Source organism: Gilliamella sp. LMG 34361, from assembly GCF_984569075.1.
Map to the genome: position 1 here is coordinate 1,129,952 of NZ_OZ474903.1, position 20,579 is coordinate 1,150,530.

Here is a 20,579-nt window from a genome sequence, read left to right on the forward strand (position 1 = left end):
GCAACTATTTAAATTGAATTTAAATTGAATTATTTTCTTTCTAACTTACATTACCACCATTGATAAAAATGATGAGTAGGTCCAATTCCTTTACCAATTTTCAAACTATCCGCATGCTCAATAGCACCTTGTAGGTAGTTTTTGGCTTGTTTAACTGCTTCTTCTAAATTATGTTTTGGTAATAATGCTGCTATTGCCGCAGAGAGAGTACAACCTGTACCATGGGTATTTTTCGTTGCGATCTTTGGTGATGTCACTTTGATGATGTTGTTGTGAGTGATTAAATAATCAGGGCTTTCTTGACTTGGCAAATGTCCGCCCTTCATTAAGACAGCCTGACAGCCTAATTTGAGTAACTCATAACCCTGTTGTTGCATTTCATCTTCGTTTTTAGCCTCCTGACAATCAAGCAAAGCAGCAGCTTCAGGAAGGTTAGGGGTTATGATGGTAGCTAATGGTAATAACCGATCTCGAATAGCAGAAATGGCATCTGCTTTTAATAATGGATGTCCGCCTTTGGCAATCATTACCGTATCAAGCACAATATTGGTAATAGGATTATTGTTTAATAAGTGGGCTACTGAAGTAACAATCTCTTTATTCATCAGCATGCCAATTTTCACGCTATCGATATCAATATCTTGATAAAGGGTATTAAATTGTGCTTCGACAAATTCAGGCGGAACGGCGTGTACGCCATTAACGCCTTGGGTACTTTGCGCGGTTAAAGCGGTAATTACTGACATGCCATAAGCGCCAAGTGCCGAAAATGCTTTTAGATCCGCTTGAATACCGGCGCCACCACTAGGATCACTACCGGCTATGGTTAATGCAACTGTTGTCATACTCCTATTTCCTCTTTTGCTTGTCTTATTTTTTTAATTAGTTCAGATGTAGCCTTAGCAATATCGGCTTGCCCACAAATTGCGGAAACTACCGCAATACCTTCAATACCCGTTTGAATCACTTCGGTTAAATTATTTACTCCTATGCCACCAATAGCTACTGCTGGGCACTGTTTGGTGTTAACCAGTGCTGTCAATTGGTCAATACCCGTTGCTGTTGCGGCATCTTTTTTGGTGGTGGTTGGAAAGATTGGGCCAATGCCCAGATAATCGACCAATTGCCAAGGAACACTCTCCAGTTGTACTAGATTGGAAACCGAAAGTCCTAACCACTTATCATTACCAATTAAGAGGCGGGTCACTTCGACCGGTAGATCACTTTGTCCAACATGAACACCATCGGCATCAATAGCTAAAGCAATATCTACATGATCATTAATCAATAGTGGCACTGAGGTATTATTTAATACCTCTTTTAACGCTAGGGCAGCGTGATACCAATTTTTACCTGAATAGTCTTGTTCTGAGCGTAATTGCACCGCGGTAACACCATTTTCGACGGCAATTTTTGTAGTATTAACCATACCGTTTATGCCACCACAAAGTAGCGGATCAAGCACTAAGTAAAGGGTCAAATCCAGTTGCTTTTTCATCAAATATCCTTATTGGTGATTTTGCTTAAATAGTGAAAGTTGGTCAATAATTGATATGGCAAAAGTGCCTAGTCCTTGTCGCTTGTTAGCGAGTTCACCCGCTTTTTTCATCATAAAGCAGGCTGCGGCGGTAACAGCTAGATGATCTTTAGATGTGGCGATAAACGCTGCCACCATTGCAGATAATGAACAACCAGTGCCGGTTACACTTGTTAGCGCGATATCGCCACCGGTAATACTATAAACTTGCTTGCCATCTGTAACATAATCGACTTTACCCGTTATAGCGACAATAGTTTGATATTTTTCGGCTAATTGTGTTGCTGCATTTAATGCAAAATCACTAGAATCAAGCCCATCCGGCCCTTTAGATGATGATTGTAGGCCACTTAATGCTAAAATTTCGGAAGCATTTGCGCGAATGACAGTTGGTTTAAAGGATAATAGTTGTTTAGCAATGTCGGTGCGATATCTCAAAGCGGAGCCAACAGCGACCGGATCAAGTACCCAAGGGGTTTGCGTTTGATTAGCTTTTGCAGCAGCTAGTAACATACTTTTGGCGCTATGGCTGTCAATCGTACCAATATTAATCAGCAAACCACTAGCAATGACAACAAAGTCCTCAACTTCCTGCTCTGCAACTACCATCGCTGGCGAAGCGCCAATTGCTAGTAGAACATTAGCCGTAAAATTTTGCACCACATCATTAGTAATACAATGGATTAACGGGCGTTGATTTTTAACTTGCTCAATAAAGGCAATGGCATCATGGCTTGGAAATGATTTAATGGCCGACATATTCTTTCCTTATCTAATTAATTAAAGTAAGGGAAGAATGTGTCAAAATGGGTAATTAAGACTAAGACTTCCCTACGTTGGTATGATCCAAATCAGGTTCAACGGGTAAAATCTCAGTTTTTTGCAATAAACACCCCGAGTCCAAGAACGAATTTGTATAAAACTGTTTTATTATGTACCGAGTTTAAAAATTAAACAAGTTATTGTAATAATCTTTCGATATCGCTAATGGCTCGTCTATCAGGTAAGAAAATGATTAAATGATCGCCATCTTCAATCATCAAATCGGTATTTACAATAATCACATCTTCACCACGAACCACCGCACCAATAGTTGCGCCTGAAGGTAATTTTAGACTGTTGATATTTTTACCAACTAATTTTGAATTTTCCGCCTCACCATGGGCTACCACTTCGACAATTTCCGACTCGCCTTGGCGCAGTGAGACAACTTTAACCACACCATTTTGCCTTACATGACTGAGTAACTCTGAAATAGTGGCGTGTTGTGGTGAAATAGCAATATCAATTACGCTATCGTTAATTAGCTCTAAATAAGCTTGTCGTTGAATAAGTACGATGACTTTTTTCGCGCCCATTCTTTTGGCAAGCATTGACGACATAATATTGGCTTCATCATCACTGGTGACAGCCACGAACAGATCGGTGAGTTCCACTTGCTCTTGCGACAATAACTCTTGGTCTGATGATTCACCATGTAATACGGTAGTATTAACTAACTGCTCGGCAATTAATTCTGCTTTTTCGGCATTACGTTCAATCAATTTAACTTGATAATCGTTTTCTAATCGTTTAGCTAAAGCAACAGCAATGCCGCCACCCCCGCTAATAATGATGCGCTTATAAGGTTTTTCTAACCGTTGTAGCTCACTGGTGACCGCTTTAATGTTGAGAGGTGGAGTAATAAAATAGACCATATCCCCTGCTTCAATCAAAGTTGAGCCAATTGGGCGAATAAATCGATTTTTACGATAAATTGCAACAACACGCGCTTCAACGTGCGGTAAGTGCTCTTTTAGTTCAGATAGTTCACTCCCAACTAATGCACCACCATAATAAGCGGTTACCGCAACTAAACAGACACGATTATCATAAAACGAAGCAAACTGTAGTGCGCCTGGATATTGTACTAATTGACTAATATGATTGGTGATTAAATTTTCAGGGGCGATGATATGGTCAATGTTAATGCAATCTTTGTTAAAAAATGGGTATTTTTCATCGTTATATTCTGGTGCACGGATTCGGGCAACTTTTTGTGGGATGTTAAACATTACATGACCGATCTGACAAGCCATCATATTTACTTCATCAGAATTGGTAACGGCAACTAACATATCGGCTGATTCAGCACCAGCGCTCTCTAACACTTGTGGATAAGACGATTTACCACAAATCACTTGTAAATCAAAACGCTCTTGTAAAGATTGCAGTTTATCATGATTTTCATCTACGACCGTAACATCGTTCTGCTTTTCAGTTACTAGATACTCAGCAAGTGCACTACCGGTTTGACCTGCACCAAGAATGATAATTTTCATAACTAACCTATCATAATCAAATAGCTTTAATCGTATTAAAAGCGTTTATATCAATTAAAGCCGTTTGATATTGTTTAGTATAATAGCAATCTTATTTTCGATTATACAAAACCGATTGCATCATAAACCTTCTTCAATGTTGGCTCTGCCTTAGCGCGAGCCTTTTGCGCACCTTCTTGCATAATGGAAAGAAGATAATCTTCATCATCACGATACTGATGATATTTTGTTTGTAAACCGGTTAACATATCAATAACTTGATTTGCTACTTCGGTTTTTAGATGACCATACATTTTGCCTTCAAACGTTTTTTCAAGTTCTGCAATTGGTTTACCGGTGATACCCGTTAGAATATCTAATAGGTTCGAAACACCAGCTTTATTTTTTAAATCATAATGCACAACAGGTGGCTCGTCTGAATCAGTTATTGCGCGTTTAATCTTTTTCTCAACATCTTTTGGATCTTCAAGTAACCCAATAACATTGTTACGGTTCTCATCTGATTTAGACATTTTTTTGGTTGGATCTTGTAACGACATCACACGAGCGCCCACTTTAGCAATAAATGGCTCAGGAACCGTAAAAATATCGCCATAAAGCGCATTAAAACGCATAGCAATATCACGGGACAACTCAAGATGTTGCTTCTGATCATCTCCAACAGGAACTAAATTAGCTTGATATAACAAAATGTCAGCTGCCATCAGCACCGGATAATCAAACAACCCAGCGTTAATATTTTCAGAATGACGAGACGACTTATCTTTAAACTGCGTCATACGGCTTAATTCACCAAAATAGGTATAACAGTTTAATGCCCAACCTAATTCAGCATGCGCCGGAACTTGTGATTGAACAAAAATAGTACTTTTTTGTGGATCGATACCACACGCCAAATAAAGGGCTAACGTATCAAGTGTTGCTTTACGCAACTTGTTCGGATCTTGTCGTACCGTGATAGCATGTTGATTGACGATACAATAAACGCAATCATATTCATTTTGCAAAGACACCCAATTCTTCAAAGCACCTAAATAGTTGCCTAATGTTAGTTCTCCAGATGGCTGAGCGCCACTAAATACAATTGGTTTACTCATAATTTATTCCTAATTTATACTCATTATTTTTCTGCATCAGCTTTTGGCTGAGGTAATAGGGTTAATATCTCTTGAAAATCATCAAATAAAAAGTCAGGCTCGCTAGTTGCAATTGACACTCCATAATTATAACCATAGCTTAACGCCACCGTTGGGCAGTTAGCATTTTTTGCGGCAGTTATATCATTTTTCGAATCCCCAACAAACAGCAACTGATCGCTAAATACCCCAAAGGTTGCCATGACTTGATAAAGTGGGGCAGGGTGTGGTTTTAACTTAATCACATCCCCCCCTCCAAGTACCAATGAAAAATAGGCTTTAATACCTAAAGACGTTAATAAAGCAGGTAAAAACTGCGCAGGTTTATTGGTAACCAAAGCTAATGGATAATGATTTTCATAAAGTGTTTTTAATGTCTCTTTAACATGGGGAAACAGCGTTGTTTGCGCATCCATAACCTTATCATAGTGTTGACTAAACAGCTGTTTAGCTTGACTAAAATCTGCTTTAGACGGATTGACATTAATCGCTTTAAACACGCGTTCAAGCATCACATCAATACCATTACCTACCATGTTTTTCACTTGCTCATTGGTAACAGTTGGTAACTTCAAATCTGCTAACATTTTTTGCGCTGCTAGGGCAAGGCCTGGCACGCTATCTACTAAAGTTCCATCTAAATCAAAAGCGATGGCTTGAATATCATTTAACTTAGCCATGGTTAACTCCTGCTAATTCTTTACGCATTGCGTCAATAACGGTTTTATAATCAGGTTGACTAAATATGGCTGAACCAGCAACAAACATATCAGCACCCGCTCTAGCAATTTCAGCAATATTATCAATTTTAACTCCGCCATCAATTTCCAAGCGAATATTTCTTCCCGAATCAACAATACGCTGTTTAACTTGCTGTAATTTTTTAAGTGTAGTTGGAATGAATGATTGCCCACCAAAACCAGGATTAACGCCCATCAATAAAATAATATCGACTTTGTCCATCACATAATCTAAATGATCTAACGGCGTAGCTGGGTTAAGTACAATCCCTGCCGTACAACCCTGATCTTTAATTAACTGCAAAGAACGATCAAGGTGAATAGTGGCTTCTGGATGAATAGAGATATTAGTGGCGCCAGCTTTGGCAAATGAGGTAATTAAATCTTCAACTGGGGAAACCATTAAATGAACATCAATCGGAGCTGTAATGCCATAATCGCGAAGTGCCTTACAAAACATACTACCCATCGTCAAGTTGGGCACAAAGTGGTTATCCATTACATCAAAATGCACAACATCGGCCCCTGCATCTAACACTTTTTGAGTATCTTCACCAAGTCGAGCAAAATCGGCGGATAATATTGATGGTGCAATAATAAACTCATTCATAACATACCTCTACTAATAAAACCTTATACATAAAATAGGTTATTTTTGGTACAAGGCTAATATTTCATCAATTTTTTTTCGTCCTTCGCCAGCACAGCTAATTGAGCGTCGCATTTCTGCTCGGTAAAGATGGCGAGCTTTATTGTATAACGTTCTGGTATACTCGGTATCGTGATTTGAAACCAGTACAGGAATATTTTTTTTATAAGCGATTTTTTCTGCCAACTGTGACAATCGCATATGCTCGTCATAGCCAAAATTATTAGAATAATAAGCTGTAAAACCGACTGACTCATTTGGCGAAAGATAAGGCGGATCACAATAAATAACAGAATTACGCTTCGCCAATTTCATTGCTTCATGATAGGGCGTACAGATAAACTCAGCATCTTGTGCTTTTTGCGCAAAATAATAGAGTTCCTTTTCAGGAAAATAGATCGTCTTATAACGACCAAAAGGCACATTAAAAAAACCGCTGTTATTATAGCGGCATAAACCGTTATAACAGTGACGATTCAAATAAACAAACAAAAGCGATCGTAGATATTGATCTTTACTGTAATTGAACACATCACGCAGCTGATAAAAAGCCTCAGCTTGATTATTCTGATGGTTAAATAACAGTTTAAGATCACCAATAAATTGATCAGGATTGGATTGTAACAACCTAAACAACGCAATTAGATCGTGATTGATGTCAGCTAAAATATAGCTTTTGAAGTTCGTGTTTAAAAAAACGGAACCTGCGCCTACAAAGGGTTCAATAAGTTGTTCCCCATCTGGTAGATAATGTTTAATTGTGTCCACAAGCTCATATTTTCCTCCAGCCCATTTTAAAAAGGCTCGTCGCTTCTTCAACGGAAACTCCTATTTTGCTGATTTTTCTTTATTAATTGTCTCGCCAGATTTAACCCAAGGCTTGTCTTTTTGTAGTGCACTTGGTAAAGATTTGATTGCTTTTCTGGCCTCGTCAGCAGAATCATATGTACCTTTAACTAAGATGTACCATTTAACATTATTTCGTTTAGTTTCATAAATTTGGTAATTAGTTATATTATATTCTTTAACTAATTTTCTCAAACCTTCAACTGAGCTTGAAGAACTAAGTTGAATCGAAAACTGATCGTTCTTAATTTTGGCAATTGAAGTTGAATTATTCTCTGTTATATTGTCCAAGCCAGCAACGGTAGGATTAACTCTATCTGGATTTATTGGTTTATTTTCATTAGGCTTAGATGACCCACTATCATTTAAGCTAATATCGGTCGGTGGCAAATCTGGTTTAGAGTCTGATATTGATGATACCGCAACGGGTGCAGGTGGTTGTCCAACCGCATTTTCGTGCTCATTAATATTATTAATTAGGTCAGAAGCCACAGGACTTTGACCTTGTGCTAAAGCATCACTTGGTTGACTATTGATCGTTAGATCAGGCGTCTGCGTTGTCGGAAAACCATCAACTTCAGGTGGTGTTAATGGTGTTTTTGATGGACGAAATATTACTAAACTAAGTAACAAGATAATAGCTAAAGCTAATCCCATCATAATCAACCTCTTTTTCGAATAATATTGAAAAAAAGTTGAGATAGAAGGCGTAGATGGTTTACTTGATTGTTCTGACATATAACGATCATCTTTATCTACACGCATATTAACTCCTTTCAAAAGGTTTATTACCTTATGGTCAGACAGTTTAAAGATTGAAATTTTAAATTTGTTCTATTTTTTCAATAATATAACCAGCAACACTTTTTGCACTTTGCTCATCAGTTTTTATCGTAATGTCAGCGATCTCTTCGTAAAGTGGATCACGCTCTTCAGCTAATTCTTCGTAAAGTTCACGGGGAGTGTTGCCGCCTTGTAATAAAGGGCGACGTTTATCTTTTTGGGTTCTTGCCATCTGTTTTTCGATAGTAGTTTCTAAATAAACTACAATACCACGTGCTGATAAACGGTTACGCGTCTCTTTAGATAAAACCGAACCACCACCGGTTGCGAGTACTACTCCCTGTTTATCAGTCAATTCGTTAATAACTTTCTCTTCTCTGGCTCGGAATCCGTCTTCACCTTCTAAGTCAAAAATCCATGCAATATCAGCACCGGTACGTTTTTCAATTTCTTGGTCTGAATCAAAAAACTCCATGCCTAACTGTTGCGCGAGTTGTCGGCCTATTGTGCTTTTTCCTGCCCCCATCGGGCCTATTAGAAAGATATTTCGCTTTTCTGCCATTGTAATTTCATCATCTATTAATTTTGGTTAAAATTTACAACACAATATCAATTAATAATTGACTTAATTAATCAATCATTTTGGTATTGAATTGTGTAACTTACTTGGATCTCCGTCTTACGACAAAAATTTAGGTCGGTAATTATCTCAGTAGATAGCCCCTTTTTGCAACAGGTATTTATTAATCGCTTAACTAATACCAGCTTGGTGCAGATCATGAATATTTAGCGCACCAACCAATTCGCCGCGGTTATTAACTACAGGTGCAGCAGTAATATTATGATCATTAAATGACTTTAAAGCCTCGACTGCTTTCCATGTTTCAGGTATTTGATGTCCAGGACTTGTCATTACATCGACAATATTATCTTGTAGTGTACCATGTTTTAATAACAAACGGCGTAAATCTCCATCAGTAAAAACGCCAGCTATTTTATTATTATCTTGGCATATTGCAACTAATCCCACACCAGTACGACTTAATTCTAACATGGCATCAAGCACGGTTGCGGATTGTGAAACTCTAGGAATTAAATCACCCTTACGCATAATATCTTTTACATGATTTAACAATTTTGCGCCTAAACTGCCCGCAGGATGTGAACGAGCAAAATCTTCTTCTTTAAAGCCGCGAGCTCGCATAACAGCAATTGCCAGTGCATCCCCCATCATCAGTGTATTAGTTGAACTTGACGTTGGCGCTAATCCCATTGGGCAAGCTTCCTTCTCGATCGAAATATCCAGCACAGCTTGTGCTGCTAGCGCAAGTGGCGAATCAAGCCCACCAGTGATAGCAATAACCGGAATATTCATCGCAGCAAGGATCGGTAAAATAAATTGAAACTCCTTAGCACGCCCAGAATAAGAGATCAAAATTACCACATCATTTTCGGTTACCATTCCTAAATCGCCATGTAACGCCTCGGACGGATGCATAAAAAATGCGGGACTACCGGTACTGGCTAATGATGCAGCGATCTTTTTACCAATATGTCCAGATTTACCAATACCTGATACTACAACCTTGCCTTTAGTTGACAAGATTAACTGGCAGGCTCTAACAAAATCCTTACCAAGCCGAGTTGGCAACTTTTGCGCTTCATGAAGCTCAAGTTCTAGTAACTCTCGACCATATTGTAACAATTTATCCATTTTCAATCGCCCGTTGAATTAAAACTAAGAAATACCTAACTTGGTTAATTAAATTATTAATAGTCTAACAATTAACTATTCAATATTCAAAAGTCTTTTAGAATAAAAAACTGTAAAGGTGAAAATGTTTTTGCGTCTTAACATTATCAAGCCCTATAAATAAGAAAAAAGTAATTTAACTGGACACTTTACAAAACTTAACAATTTAATTTACAAAAGAAGTTGCGTCGCTTTTTGGTTATCCCTATACTTTCTTTACTTTTTAAGTGAAACAATCGAATAACTTTTATTCAATTGTTAATAAAATATTCAATAAATCATGAAATTACTTGACAGGAACGTCGAAATGCATTATAATTTTAAACTGCAAACTGCAAACTGCAAACTGCCCAAACCTATAACCTAAATTGGCGTAATTCTAGTAATCAGAGTTTGGTTTTCTGTAATAGCTTATTTTTACATCGCTTTTTAAGCTCTCTATCAAAATCTTTTTTATCTCCACAGTTTATTTTATGTTTAGCGTTTATGTTGTGTTTTGCATTCAGTAGCCAAGCATTAACGTCGCAAACATCAAATACCATTAATGGTAGTGCACCTTATTTAACATTCGATAACGGTCGAACTAGAGTTACTAGTTTGGATGATGAATTATTCAAAATTACCTTATCAAACGGAAGCGAGATAACGCCAGCAACGGACAGTTCATCAACTATCCCTATCGAACTGCCCAATGCTAACGAAACTCTATCAAATATTGATACGCTCATACCAGCTGGTTCTGATTCGATCGCATTAAGTTCTCTTATTGGTGCACCCAACAGTTATTGGCGAGATGATGACGGAGATGATGACTTTGAAATTATCGGTGATTTAAAATTAACCATTACTGATAAAAATAATCAAGTTGTCGCGCGTAATGCTATATTAGATATTTGTAACGCACCTTATAAATTGACATTGAGTAATGAAAATACTACCTTAAAAACCAGATATGGTGTCCCTAATGGAACGAATATTAGTGCTCGAAGTGTAACTTATTATATCAATCCAAAAGCAAATCCATCGGTCTGTTTTGCTAGACCAAATTTAGAACATGCAGGAGGACTTAATCATAATTTTAACGGTCCAGCGGAAATGTGGGATCCTGATAAAGGTTTCAAACCACAAACTAGTTATGGTTCAAACTTCCCGACTACAGGTGCTAATGAGCTGCATTTTTATTTAGATATAGGTGGTGTTCAACCATTGGTATGGGAAGAAGTTAAACATGAGGGTATTACTGTAAAAGCTGAATATGATCGTGATGATGAAGGCAAAATAGTTAATCCTGCAATGGTTCGAGTTACACTAAAAGGTCCTGCTGCTACTGATACACAATGGAAATCAGATACTCCTAATACAATAGGTGAACCAATAGGTAAACCTGATTTACCACAGACATTTGAATTAGTTGGTAGTTACAGTAAAGGAGGTCCCGCAATTGTTAAATATGGTTTTAAGTTAAACCAGTGGTTTGTTAATCGTGGAAATAAGAAGACACCTCAAGATAATCTAGCAAATTGGTGTGAAAAAATAGGTTATGAAGTTCCTAGAGTTAAAGATTTAACAAACGGAATTTGTACAGAGCAGGACTGTATCGGCGGTAAGGGCGCTAATCCATCATCACCTAATAGATATTTTACACGTACAATCGGTGCCGGCTTTTTTTCGGAGTGGGGAAACTTGAGTCTCCCATTCTATAATGCAAAAACAAACTTTGTTGAGTATGGCTACTGGACTGGAGATCTTGGTCAGGAAAACACCTCTGATGACGAAACAGATAAAAGACCTCCATACCTTGATGTGTACATACGTGATGGTAACTTCGGTTGGGATTTCCCTCGTCAAAACGGTGCCTATGGTTTGTGTGTCTGGCCTAAATCAGATCCAAATTAAGAAAAAGATAATTGATAAATACAATCGATTTTACATTAATCGTTATGTATAATCGGTTGGAGTGTTTGAACGATATAAACGTTGCATTATATTAAAAATACTTATTTTACCTAACAATAGAATCCCAAATACTATTCATGGTCGTGCAACGTATTTAATTTAGATGGCAGTCACATTCGTATAAACGTTGTGCTTGAAAAATCAAACAGAACTAAGTTCACTCATTGATTAATAATTCGCGTATATCAAATCCAATTGAATTAATTTCTTTTATTGGAATTTCTTATAATTATTGGGGAGATGATCATGGTATTAATTGAATACATTCATATTGAATAAAAACCGTAAAATAGTTGGTGAAAATATTTTTGCGTTCTAACATTATTGAGTTCATAAATAAGAAAAAAGTAATTTAATTGGACACTTTACAAAACTTAACAATTTAAATTACAAAAGAAGTTGCGTAGCTTTTTTATTATCTCTATACTTTTTTCCACTTTTTAAGTGAAACAATCGAATAACCTTTATTCGATTTTTAGTAAAATGTTCAATAAATCATGAAATTACTTGACAGGAACGTCGAAATGCATTATAATTTTAAACTGCAAACTGCAAACTGCAAACTTGCCGAATCTATAATCTAAATTGGCGTAATTCTAGTAATCAGAGTTTGGTTTTCTGTAATAGCTTATTTTTACATCGCTTTTTAAGCTCGCTGTCAAGATCTTTTTTATCTCCACAGTTTATTTTATGCTTAGCGTTTATGTTGTGTTTTGCATTCAGTAGCCAAGCATTAACGTCGCAAACATCAAATACCATTAATGGTAGTGCACCTTATTTAACATTCGATAACGGTCGAACTAGGGTTACTAGTTTGGATGATGAATTATTCAAAATTACCTTATCAAACGGAAGCGAGATAACGCCATCAACGGACAGTTCATCAACTATCCCTATCGAACTGCCTAATGCTAATGAAACTTTCGCAAATATTGATACGCTCATACCAGCTGGTTCTGATTCGATCGCATTAAGTTCTCTTATTGGTGAACCTAACAGTTATTGGCGAGATGATGACGGAGATGATGACTTTGAAATTATCGGTGATTTAAAATTAATCATTACCGATAAAAATAATCAAGTTGTCGCGCGTAACGCTATATTAGATATTTGTAACGCACCTTATAAATTGACATTGAGTAATGAAAATACTACCTTAAAAACCAGATATGGTATTCCTAATGGAACGGATATTAGTGCTCGAAGTGTAACTTATTATATCAATCCAAAAGCAAGTCCATTGGTCTGCTTTGCTAGACCAAATTTAGTACATAATGGGTTAGTGACCGACCATAATTTTGACGGTCCAGCGGAAATTTGGGATTCTGGTAAAGGTTTCAAACCACAAGCTAGTTATGGTTCAAACTTCCCGACTACGGGTGCTAATGAGCTGTATTTTTACTTAGATATAGGTGGTGTTCAACCATTGGTATGGGAAGAAGTTAAACATGCGGGTATTACTGTAAAAGCTGAATATGATCGTGATGATGAAGGCAAAATAGTTAATCCTGCAATGGTTCGAGTTACACTAAAAGGTCCTGCTGCTACTGATACACAATGGAAATCAGATACTCCTAATACAATAGGTGAACCAATAGGTAAACCTGATTTACCACAGACATTTGAATTAGTTGGTAGTTACAGTAAAGGAGGTCCCGCAATTGTTAAATATGGTTTTAAGTTAAACCAGTGGTTTGTTAATCGTGGAGATGTATTAACATATAAGAAGAGGGATAATACAGTAGATAATACAGTAGATTGGTGTGGACAAATAGGTTATAAAATTCCTAAAGTTCGAGATTTAACAAACTCAACTTGTAGTGGATATGGAAATCTTGATTCCTGTGAAGGCGCTGTCGGTGCTAGTCCAGAATCATCTGATAATTTTTTCACACGTATAATCGGTGCGGGCTTTTTTTCAGAGTGGGGACCTATGGGTAAAGAAGATTTCTACAAAGACGCTGGTTTTATTACTCACGGCTATTGGACTCAAGATATAACTCCTTTTTCTGAAGATCCTCAAAATCCAGATCGATTCGATGTCTACGCGATTGATGGCACCGTAGGTTGGATGTTCCCTGCTGAAAGGGGCGCTTATGAGCTGTGTGTCTATCCAGAATCAAAATCAGACTCAAACTAAACCAACCTCTAATAAAATATAAAAATAGTTTTGAGTAATAAGAAATAGATAATTGACAAATACAACCGATTTTACATTAGTCGTTATGTATAATCGGTTGGAGTGTTTGAGCGATATAAACGTTGCATTATATTAAAAATACCCATTTCACCTAACAATAGGTTTCCAAATACTATTCATGGTCGTTAATTTAGATGGCAGTCACATTCGTATGAACGTTGTGCTTGAAAAATCAAACAGAACTAAGTTCATTTATTGATTAATAATTCGCGTATATCAAATCCAATTGAATTAATTTCTTTTATTGGAATTTCTTGTAATTATTGGGGAGATGATCATGGTATTAATTGAATACATTCATATTGAATAAAAACCGTAAAATAGTTGGTGAAAATATTTTTGCGTTCTAACATTATTGAGTTCATAAATAAGAAAAAAGTAATTTAATTGGACACTTTACAAAACTTAACAATTTAAATTACAAAAGAAGTTGCGTAGCTTTTTTATTGTTTCTATACTTGTTTCACTTTTTAAGTGAAACAATCGAATAACCTTTATTCGATTTTTAGTAAAATGTTCAATAAATCATGAAATTACTTGACAGGAACGTCGAAATGCATTATAATTTTAAACAGCAAACAGCAAACAGCAAACTTGCCGAATCTATAACCTAAATTGGCGTAATTCTAGTAATCAGAGTTTGGTTTTCTGTAATAGCTTATTTTTACATCGCTTTTTAAGCTCTCTATCAAAATCTTTTTTATCTCCACAGTTTATTTTATGTTTAGCGTTTATGTTGTGTTTTGCATTCAGTAGCCAAGCATTAACGTCGCAAACATCAAATACCATTAATGGTAGTGCACCTTATTTAACATTCGATAACGGTCGAACTAGAGTTACTAGTTTGGATGATGAATTATTCAAAATTACCTTATCAAACGGAAGCGAGATAACGCCAGCAACGGACAGTTCATCAACTATCCCTATCGAACTGCCTAATGCTAACGAAACTTTCGCAAATATTGATACGCTCATACCAGCTGGTTCTGATTCGATCGCATTAAGTTCTCTTATTGGTGCACCCAACAGTTATTGGCGAGATGATGACGGAGATGATGACTTTGAAATTATCGGTGATTTAAAATTAACCATTACTGATAAAAATAATCAAGTTGTCGCGCGTAACGCTATATTAGATATCTGTAACGCACCTTATAAATTGACATTGAGTAATGAAAATACTACCTTAAAAACCAGATATGGTATTCCTAATGGAACGGATATTAGTGCTCGAAGTGTAACTTATTATATCAATCCAAAAGCAAATCCATCGGTCTGTTTTGCTAGACCAAATTTAGAACATACAGGAGGAATTAATCATAATTTTAACGGTCCAGCGGAAATGTGGGATCCTGATAAAGGTTTCAAACCACAAACTAGTTATGGTTCAAACTTCCCGACTACAGGTGCTAATGAGCTGCATTTTTATTTAGATATAGGTGGTGTTCAACCATTGGTATGGGAAGAAGTTAAACATGAGGGTATTACTGTTAAAGCTGAATATGATCGTGATCATGAAGGCAAAATAGTTAATCCTGCAATGGTTCGAGTTACACTAAAAGGCCCTGCTGTTACTGATGAATCGCAATGGGAATCAGATACTCCTAATGAAATAGATAAAGCTGATTTATCACAGACATTTGAATTAGTTGGTAGTTATAGTAAAGGAGGTCCCGCAATTGTTAAATATGGTTTTGTGCTAAAGCAGTGGTTTGTTAATCGTGGAAATAAGAAGACACCTCAAGATAATCTAGCAAATTGGTGTGAAAAAATAGGTTATGAAGTTCCTAGAGTTAAAGATTTAACAAACGGAATTTGTACAGAGCAGGACTGTATCGGCGGTAAGGGCGCTAATCCACCATCACCTAATAGATATTTTACACGTACAATCGGTGCCGGCTTTTTTTCGGAGTGGGGAAACTTGAGTCTCCCATTCTATAATGATAATGCAAAAACAAACTTTGTTGAGTATGGCTACTGGACTGGAGATCTTGGTCAGGAAAACACCTCTGATGACGAAACAGATAAAAGACCTCCATACCTTGATGTGTACATACGTGATGGTAACTTCGGTTGGGATTTCCCTCGTCAACACGGTGCCTATGGTTTGTGTGTCTGGCCTAAATCAGATCCAAATTAAGAAAAAGATAATTGATAAATACAACCGATTTTACATTAGTCGTTATGTATAATCGGTTGAAGTGTTTGAACGATATAAACGTTGCGCTTGAAAAATCAAACAGAACTTAGTTCACTCATTGATTAATAATTCGCGTATATCAAATCCAATTGAATTAATTTCTTTTATTGGAATTTCTTATAATTATTGGGGAGATGATCATGGTATTAATCGAATACATTCACATTAAATAAAAACTATAAAATAGTTGGTGAAAATATTTTTGCGTTCTAACATTATTGAGTTCATAAATAAGAAAAAAGTAATTTAACTGGACACTTTACAAAACTTAACAGTTTAAGTTATAAAAGAAGTTGCGCAGTTTTTTTACCGTCTTTATACTTCCTATGTTCACTTTAAGTGAAACAATCAAATAACTTTTATTCGATTTTTAGTAAAATGTTCAATAAATCATGAAATTACTTGACAGGAACGTCGAAATGCATTATAATTTCAAACTGCAAACTGCAAACTGCAAACTGCCCAAACCTATAACCTAAATTGGCGCAATTCTAGTAATCAGAGTTTGGTTTTCTGTGATAGCTTATTTTTACATCGCTTTTTAAGCTCTCTATCAAAATCTTTTTTATCTCCACAGTTTATTTTATGTTTAGCGTTTATGTTGTGTTTTGCATTTAGTAGCCAAGCATTAACGTCGCAAACATTAAATACTATTAATGGTAGTGCACCTTACTTAACATTCGACGGCGGTCATACAAAAGTGATTAATACGGAAGGATTGTTTGAAATCACTTTATCAGACGGAACGAAAATTACTCCAGCAACTAACAACTCATTAACTACACCTATCGAGTTGCCTAAAGCTGGCGAAACGCTTGCAGATATTGATATGTTGGTACCCATTGATTCCGACTCAATCACGTTAAATACACTTATTTCACCACCATACAATTATTGGGGTGATGATGACGGAGATGAAAGCCCAACAGCAACAGGTAGCTTAAATTTAACTATTACCGATAAAGATAACCAAACTGTATCACGTAATACGACATTAGATATTTGTAAAGCCCCCTATAAAATCACATTAACAAGTACTGATGCGATATTAACTACCCATCATGGTATTCCTAACAGTCAGATGTTTAGAGCAGGAAATGCCACTTATTATATTAATCCAAAGGGTGGGCCATTAGTTTGTTTTGCAAGACCAAATTTAGATATTGGTGGTAAAGATAATTATGGTCCAGAGTATCATGATTTTCGTGGTCCAGATACAATGTGGAATCCCGCCAAAGGTTTTATTCCACAATCTACTACATCTTACGATTTAAACTTCCCAACTACTGGTGCAAATGGTTTATATTTTGATTTAGAGATAGGTGCCAGTAGTGGTTCTTTGACTTGGGAATCGGTTTCTCCTAAAAATAATATAACAGCCAAGATGACGTCTAACGCTTCTGGTTCAATTGTTCGGGTTACACTAGAAGGTCCTGCTGTTACTGATCAAATACAATGGGAATCAGATACTCCTAATACAATAGGTAAACCTGATTTACCACAGACATTCGAATTAGTCGGTCGAGATAGTAATAGCAATGAAGTGGTTAAGTATGGTTTTGTATTAAAACAATGGTACGTTAATCGTGGAACTAAAACTTATGACTATACTAATACAAAATCATGGTGTGAAAAACTAAAATATCGATTACCTCAAGTTAAAGATTTAACAAACTCAGCTTGTACGGGAAATGGTTCAAATAAATATTGTAAGGGAGCAGTTGGTGCCGAACCTCGTTCATCTGATAATTATTACCAACGTATAATTGGTGCAGGCTTTTTTTCGGAGTGGGGTTTTATGGGTTATTACACTAACTCTAATTTTGGTAATCATGGTTATTGGACTAGTGACATTTCTGAAGCTCCTGACAATAAGCCATTTGATGCCTACTCCTACGATGGTGCTGTTGGTTGGGAATACGCTGACAGAAACGGTGCTTATGGTTTATGTGTCCTCCCTTTACTACCAGGGACACCTGAGACCAGCCAGTAATTGTTGGTTAAAGATGGTGGTTATAAATAAATATAGGATTTGTTGATAAGGTTGCCATGAGTCCTTATTTCTTGGTTCTCAATCCTTGCTCTATTATTGTATAGATAAGAAAAAAGTTAGCTCGCTAAATGGCAATTGTTTTGTAGAGTCGCAACGTACTGGGTGAGCTAAAGTGATCTTGGGGCATAGTAATGTATGAACTATCTGATCCAATTATTGGACAGGTGACGTAGTTGATGGTAATCAGTTTACAGTCGATGTGAATGGTGGTAATGCATATTACGCTACGAAATCTAACAACCTCGGGCTTTGCGTCTATCCTTAGCACCTATTTCTTAGTCCTTGGGCTGTAGAGATAGGCATATGAAAAATAGCGTTACAACGTTAATATCTAAAAAAATCACTGTTTAGTAACAGTGATTTTTAGCATTATTGTTAAGATGTTTTAGGTTTTGAAGTAAAAAATTTGAGGAAAGGGGTTTTTTTTATCCCCCAATCCTTTGTATAAATAATTTTAATTAATTATTTATTTTTGATTTTCTGCTGGATTACCCGAATAAGGAAATATACTATCTTTTAAACTGAATGAGAAATCCTTCGTGCTGATCTCTCCAATGATATTATCACTATCATAAAGCGCTAATAAAAACTCGGCCATTTGGTCGGCGGAATGATATTTGGCAAAACTCTTATCATAATCATATTCATGAACATCGTTGGCTTTTTTACCAAATTCGGTTTGTGTTGCCGCAGGCGCTAGTACTTTTGCTCTTAATTTTGCGTTAGTTTGTATCAATTCCTGTGCAAGCCCTTCCGTGAAGGCATTAACATAGAACTTGGTGGCACAATAGGTGACTGCATTAGGTACGATGGTATAGCCACCACGCGATGATATGTTAATAAGCTGGGTGTTACTGTGATTATGATATTTTCGTACATAAAGAGTTGAGAGGATGGTTAATGCTTCGATGTTTAGATGGAGCATGGATCCAATTTTGGTTAAATCTTGAGTGCTTACACTGCCATAATGCCCAAAACCGGCATTATTGATCCAAGTTTCGATAAAGTAATTTCTTAATTCATTAAATAATGTGGTGATGAGTTCTATATTGGTTAAATCACAAACTTTGATAATAACTTCAATGTTTGGATTGATGGTCTCTATTTCTTGTTTTAATGATTCTAGGTTTTCTTTTCTTCTTGCGATAACGATAAGGTCTTTGTTTCTTTTGGCAAAGGCAATTGCTGTTGCGTAACCAATTCCTGAGCTGGCACCAGTAATGACCGTATATCTTTTTTCTGTATTGATAATTTCGCCTTCAGTTCCTCTTTCTGTTTCAGGTTTAATTTCCTTTTCCATTTTGCATCCTTTTATTTATCTTCTTATTAATAATGTTAGTCGCTTGTCTAAGATTGTAGAACAAAAGTCCGTTGATATGATACCAATTTTTATGAAGAGTTTTTCTTTTTTTAATTAACGATGTGTATTATATTTATTGATAAAATGATAATAAATAGTGTGATAATTTATATATTAACAACTGAGGGTTGATAATGTGGATTTAGTTAAGTGTATGGAAGCTTTCGTTGTAACGGTCAAAACGGGATCGTTCGCTCAAACATCTATTTCTTTAAATACTTCACCTCAAATGGTAGCAAAATATATCCTTTTTTTAGAGAATTATTTAGGGCTTAAATTGCTTAACAGAACGACAAGATCGCAAAATTTGACCGAGTTTGGTAAACAATATTATGAGCGATGCTTATTTATATTAAGTGAGATTAACAATACTAAAACGTTAGCACAAAAATATAGTAAGGAACCGAAAGGTCGTTTAAGGATTAGTGCTCCTGTTAGTTATGGTCAATTTAATTTGATTCCGGTTATCCGTGATTTTATGAAATGTTATCCGAAGGTGAATATCGATATTCAATTGAGCGATCGTTTTATTGATTTAGTTAAAGATGATTTTGATGTGGTGTTTCGTGTTGGTTCTTTAACTGATTCGGGTTTAATTGCGCGTAAACTTAATGATTTGCAACTTATTTTTGCTGCATCGCCAAGTTATTTAGCCTGTTATGGTATGCCATCGGAACCCGATGATTTGAAGAATCATCAGTGCTTAGTTTATCAATATGTCAATCCAGCTAAGAAAGATAATTTATGGCCTTTTAGGATAAATGGTGAGTTAGTTAATGTTCCTATTGCTGGAGCATTTAAATGTAATAATACCTCAGCATTGGCTGCGGCAGCAGTTGAAGGGTTGGGGATTACGATGTTACCAGATTCGGTACTGAGTGAATCAATTAAACAAAGTAAACTAATTCCAGTGTTGCAAAATTTTTTACCACCTGCCAGAGAGGTTCATCTGTTATATACTGCCGATAAACAGCGATTACCAAAACTTAACATTTTTATTGAGTTTATTGTTAATGCAATGACTTAATAATTTTGTAATATGCAT

The 20,579-nt window shown here is 36.2% G+C and carries 17 protein-coding genes and 1 riboswitch; of the genes, 5 read left to right on the plus strand and 12 right to left on the minus strand.

Annotation, left to right across the window (positions count from 1 at the left end):
- Positions 1-50: 50 nt before the first annotated feature.
- The 11 genes from thiD to gutQ all read right to left on the minus strand — a co-directional run bounded on the left by thiD (position 51) and on the right by gutQ (position 9,726).
- Positions 51-845 (minus strand): bifunctional hydroxymethylpyrimidine kinase/phosphomethylpyrimidine kinase, encoded by a 795-nt coding sequence (gene thiD / locus AC5LXI_RS05500; protein WP_493443872.1) that lies wholly within the window; start codon positions 843-845, stop codon positions 51-53.
- Positions 842-1,498 carry a thiamine phosphate synthase gene (thiE, locus tag AC5LXI_RS05505; RefSeq protein WP_493443873.1) on the minus strand — a complete coding sequence of 219 codons (657 nt, stop codon included), beginning with the start codon at positions 1,496-1,498 and terminating at the stop codon, positions 842-844. The genes thiD and thiE overlap by 4 nt, the downstream gene beginning before the upstream one ends.
- 9 nt (positions 1,499-1,507) lie before the next feature.
- Positions 1,508-2,296 (minus strand): hydroxyethylthiazole kinase, encoded by a 789-nt coding sequence (gene thiM / locus AC5LXI_RS05510; protein WP_493443874.1) that lies wholly within the window; start codon positions 2,294-2,296, stop codon positions 1,508-1,510.
- Between the two features lie 52 nt (positions 2,297-2,348).
- A riboswitch (TPP riboswitch) is annotated at positions 2,349-2,444 on the minus strand.
- 52 nt (positions 2,445-2,496) lie between these two features.
- Entirely contained in the window at positions 2,497-3,858 is a 1,362-nt protein-coding gene (gene trkA / locus AC5LXI_RS05515) for a Trk system potassium transporter TrkA (protein ID WP_493443875.1), read from the minus strand.
- 101 nt (positions 3,859-3,959) lie between these two features.
- On the minus strand, positions 3,960-4,955 hold the full coding sequence (trpS, locus tag AC5LXI_RS05520) for a tryptophan--tRNA ligase (protein WP_493443876.1): 996 nt from the start codon (positions 4,953-4,955) through the stop codon (positions 3,960-3,962).
- 23 nt (positions 4,956-4,978) lie between these two features.
- Positions 4,979-5,674 (minus strand): phosphoglycolate phosphatase, encoded by a 696-nt coding sequence (locus AC5LXI_RS05525; RefSeq protein WP_493443877.1) that lies wholly within the window; start codon positions 5,672-5,674, stop codon positions 4,979-4,981.
- Positions 5,667-6,344, minus strand: coding sequence for a ribulose-phosphate 3-epimerase (rpe, locus tag AC5LXI_RS05530; RefSeq protein WP_493443878.1), 678 nt, complete (start codon positions 6,342-6,344; stop codon positions 5,667-5,669). The genes AC5LXI_RS05525 and rpe overlap by 8 nt, the downstream gene beginning before the upstream one ends.
- Positions 6,345-6,383: 39 nt before the next feature.
- On the minus strand, positions 6,384-7,202 hold the full coding sequence (locus AC5LXI_RS05535) for a Dam family site-specific DNA-(adenine-N6)-methyltransferase (protein ID WP_493443879.1): 819 nt from the start codon (positions 7,200-7,202) through the stop codon (positions 6,384-6,386).
- 9 nt (positions 7,203-7,211) lie between these two features.
- Entirely contained in the window at positions 7,212-7,994 is a 783-nt protein-coding gene (locus tag AC5LXI_RS05540; protein WP_493443880.1) for an SPOR domain-containing protein, read from the minus strand.
- Positions 7,995-8,052: 58 nt separating this feature from the next.
- Positions 8,053-8,574 carry a shikimate kinase AroK gene (gene aroK / locus AC5LXI_RS05545; RefSeq protein ID WP_493443881.1) on the minus strand — a complete coding sequence of 174 codons (522 nt, stop codon included), beginning with the start codon at positions 8,572-8,574 and terminating at the stop codon, positions 8,053-8,055.
- A 189-nt stretch (positions 8,575-8,763) separates the two neighbouring features.
- Positions 8,764-9,726, minus strand: a complete 963-nt coding sequence (gutQ, locus tag AC5LXI_RS05550; protein WP_493443882.1) for an arabinose-5-phosphate isomerase GutQ — start codon at positions 9,724-9,726, stop codon at positions 8,764-8,766.
- Positions 9,727-10,251: 525 nt separating this feature from the next.
- Between gutQ and AC5LXI_RS05555 the strand changes: the two genes are divergently transcribed.
- From AC5LXI_RS05555 to AC5LXI_RS05570, 4 genes are all read left to right on the plus strand, one after another.
- Entirely contained in the window at positions 10,252-11,661 is a 1,410-nt protein-coding gene (locus AC5LXI_RS05555) for a hypothetical protein (protein ID WP_493443883.1), read from the plus strand.
- A gap of 763 nt (positions 11,662-12,424) precedes the next feature.
- The gene (locus tag AC5LXI_RS05560; protein ID WP_493443884.1) at positions 12,425-13,861 is read left to right on the plus strand and encodes a hypothetical protein; all 1,437 of its coding nucleotides are present in this window, start codon (positions 12,425-12,427) and stop codon (positions 13,859-13,861) included.
- A gap of 793 nt (positions 13,862-14,654) precedes the next feature.
- Entirely contained in the window at positions 14,655-16,061 is a 1,407-nt protein-coding gene (locus tag AC5LXI_RS05565) for a hypothetical protein (RefSeq protein WP_493443885.1), read from the plus strand.
- A gap of 658 nt (positions 16,062-16,719) precedes the next feature.
- Positions 16,720-18,114 carry a hypothetical protein gene (locus tag AC5LXI_RS05570; RefSeq protein ID WP_493443886.1) on the plus strand — a complete coding sequence of 465 codons (1,395 nt, stop codon included), beginning with the start codon at positions 16,720-16,722 and terminating at the stop codon, positions 18,112-18,114.
- Between the two features lie 526 nt (positions 18,115-18,640).
- Here the strand turns inward: AC5LXI_RS05570 and AC5LXI_RS05575 are convergent.
- The gene (locus AC5LXI_RS05575) at positions 18,641-19,474 is read right to left on the minus strand and encodes an SDR family NAD(P)-dependent oxidoreductase (protein ID WP_493443887.1); all 834 of its coding nucleotides are present in this window, start codon (positions 19,472-19,474) and stop codon (positions 18,641-18,643) included.
- Between the two features lie 196 nt (positions 19,475-19,670).
- On the opposite strand from AC5LXI_RS05575, the gene AC5LXI_RS05580 reads away from it, so the two are divergent.
- A complete protein-coding gene (locus AC5LXI_RS05580; RefSeq protein ID WP_493443888.1) occupies positions 19,671-20,561 on the plus strand; it encodes a LysR family transcriptional regulator in 891 nt (296 codons plus the stop codon).
- The last annotated feature ends 18 nt before the right edge of the window (positions 20,562-20,579 follow it).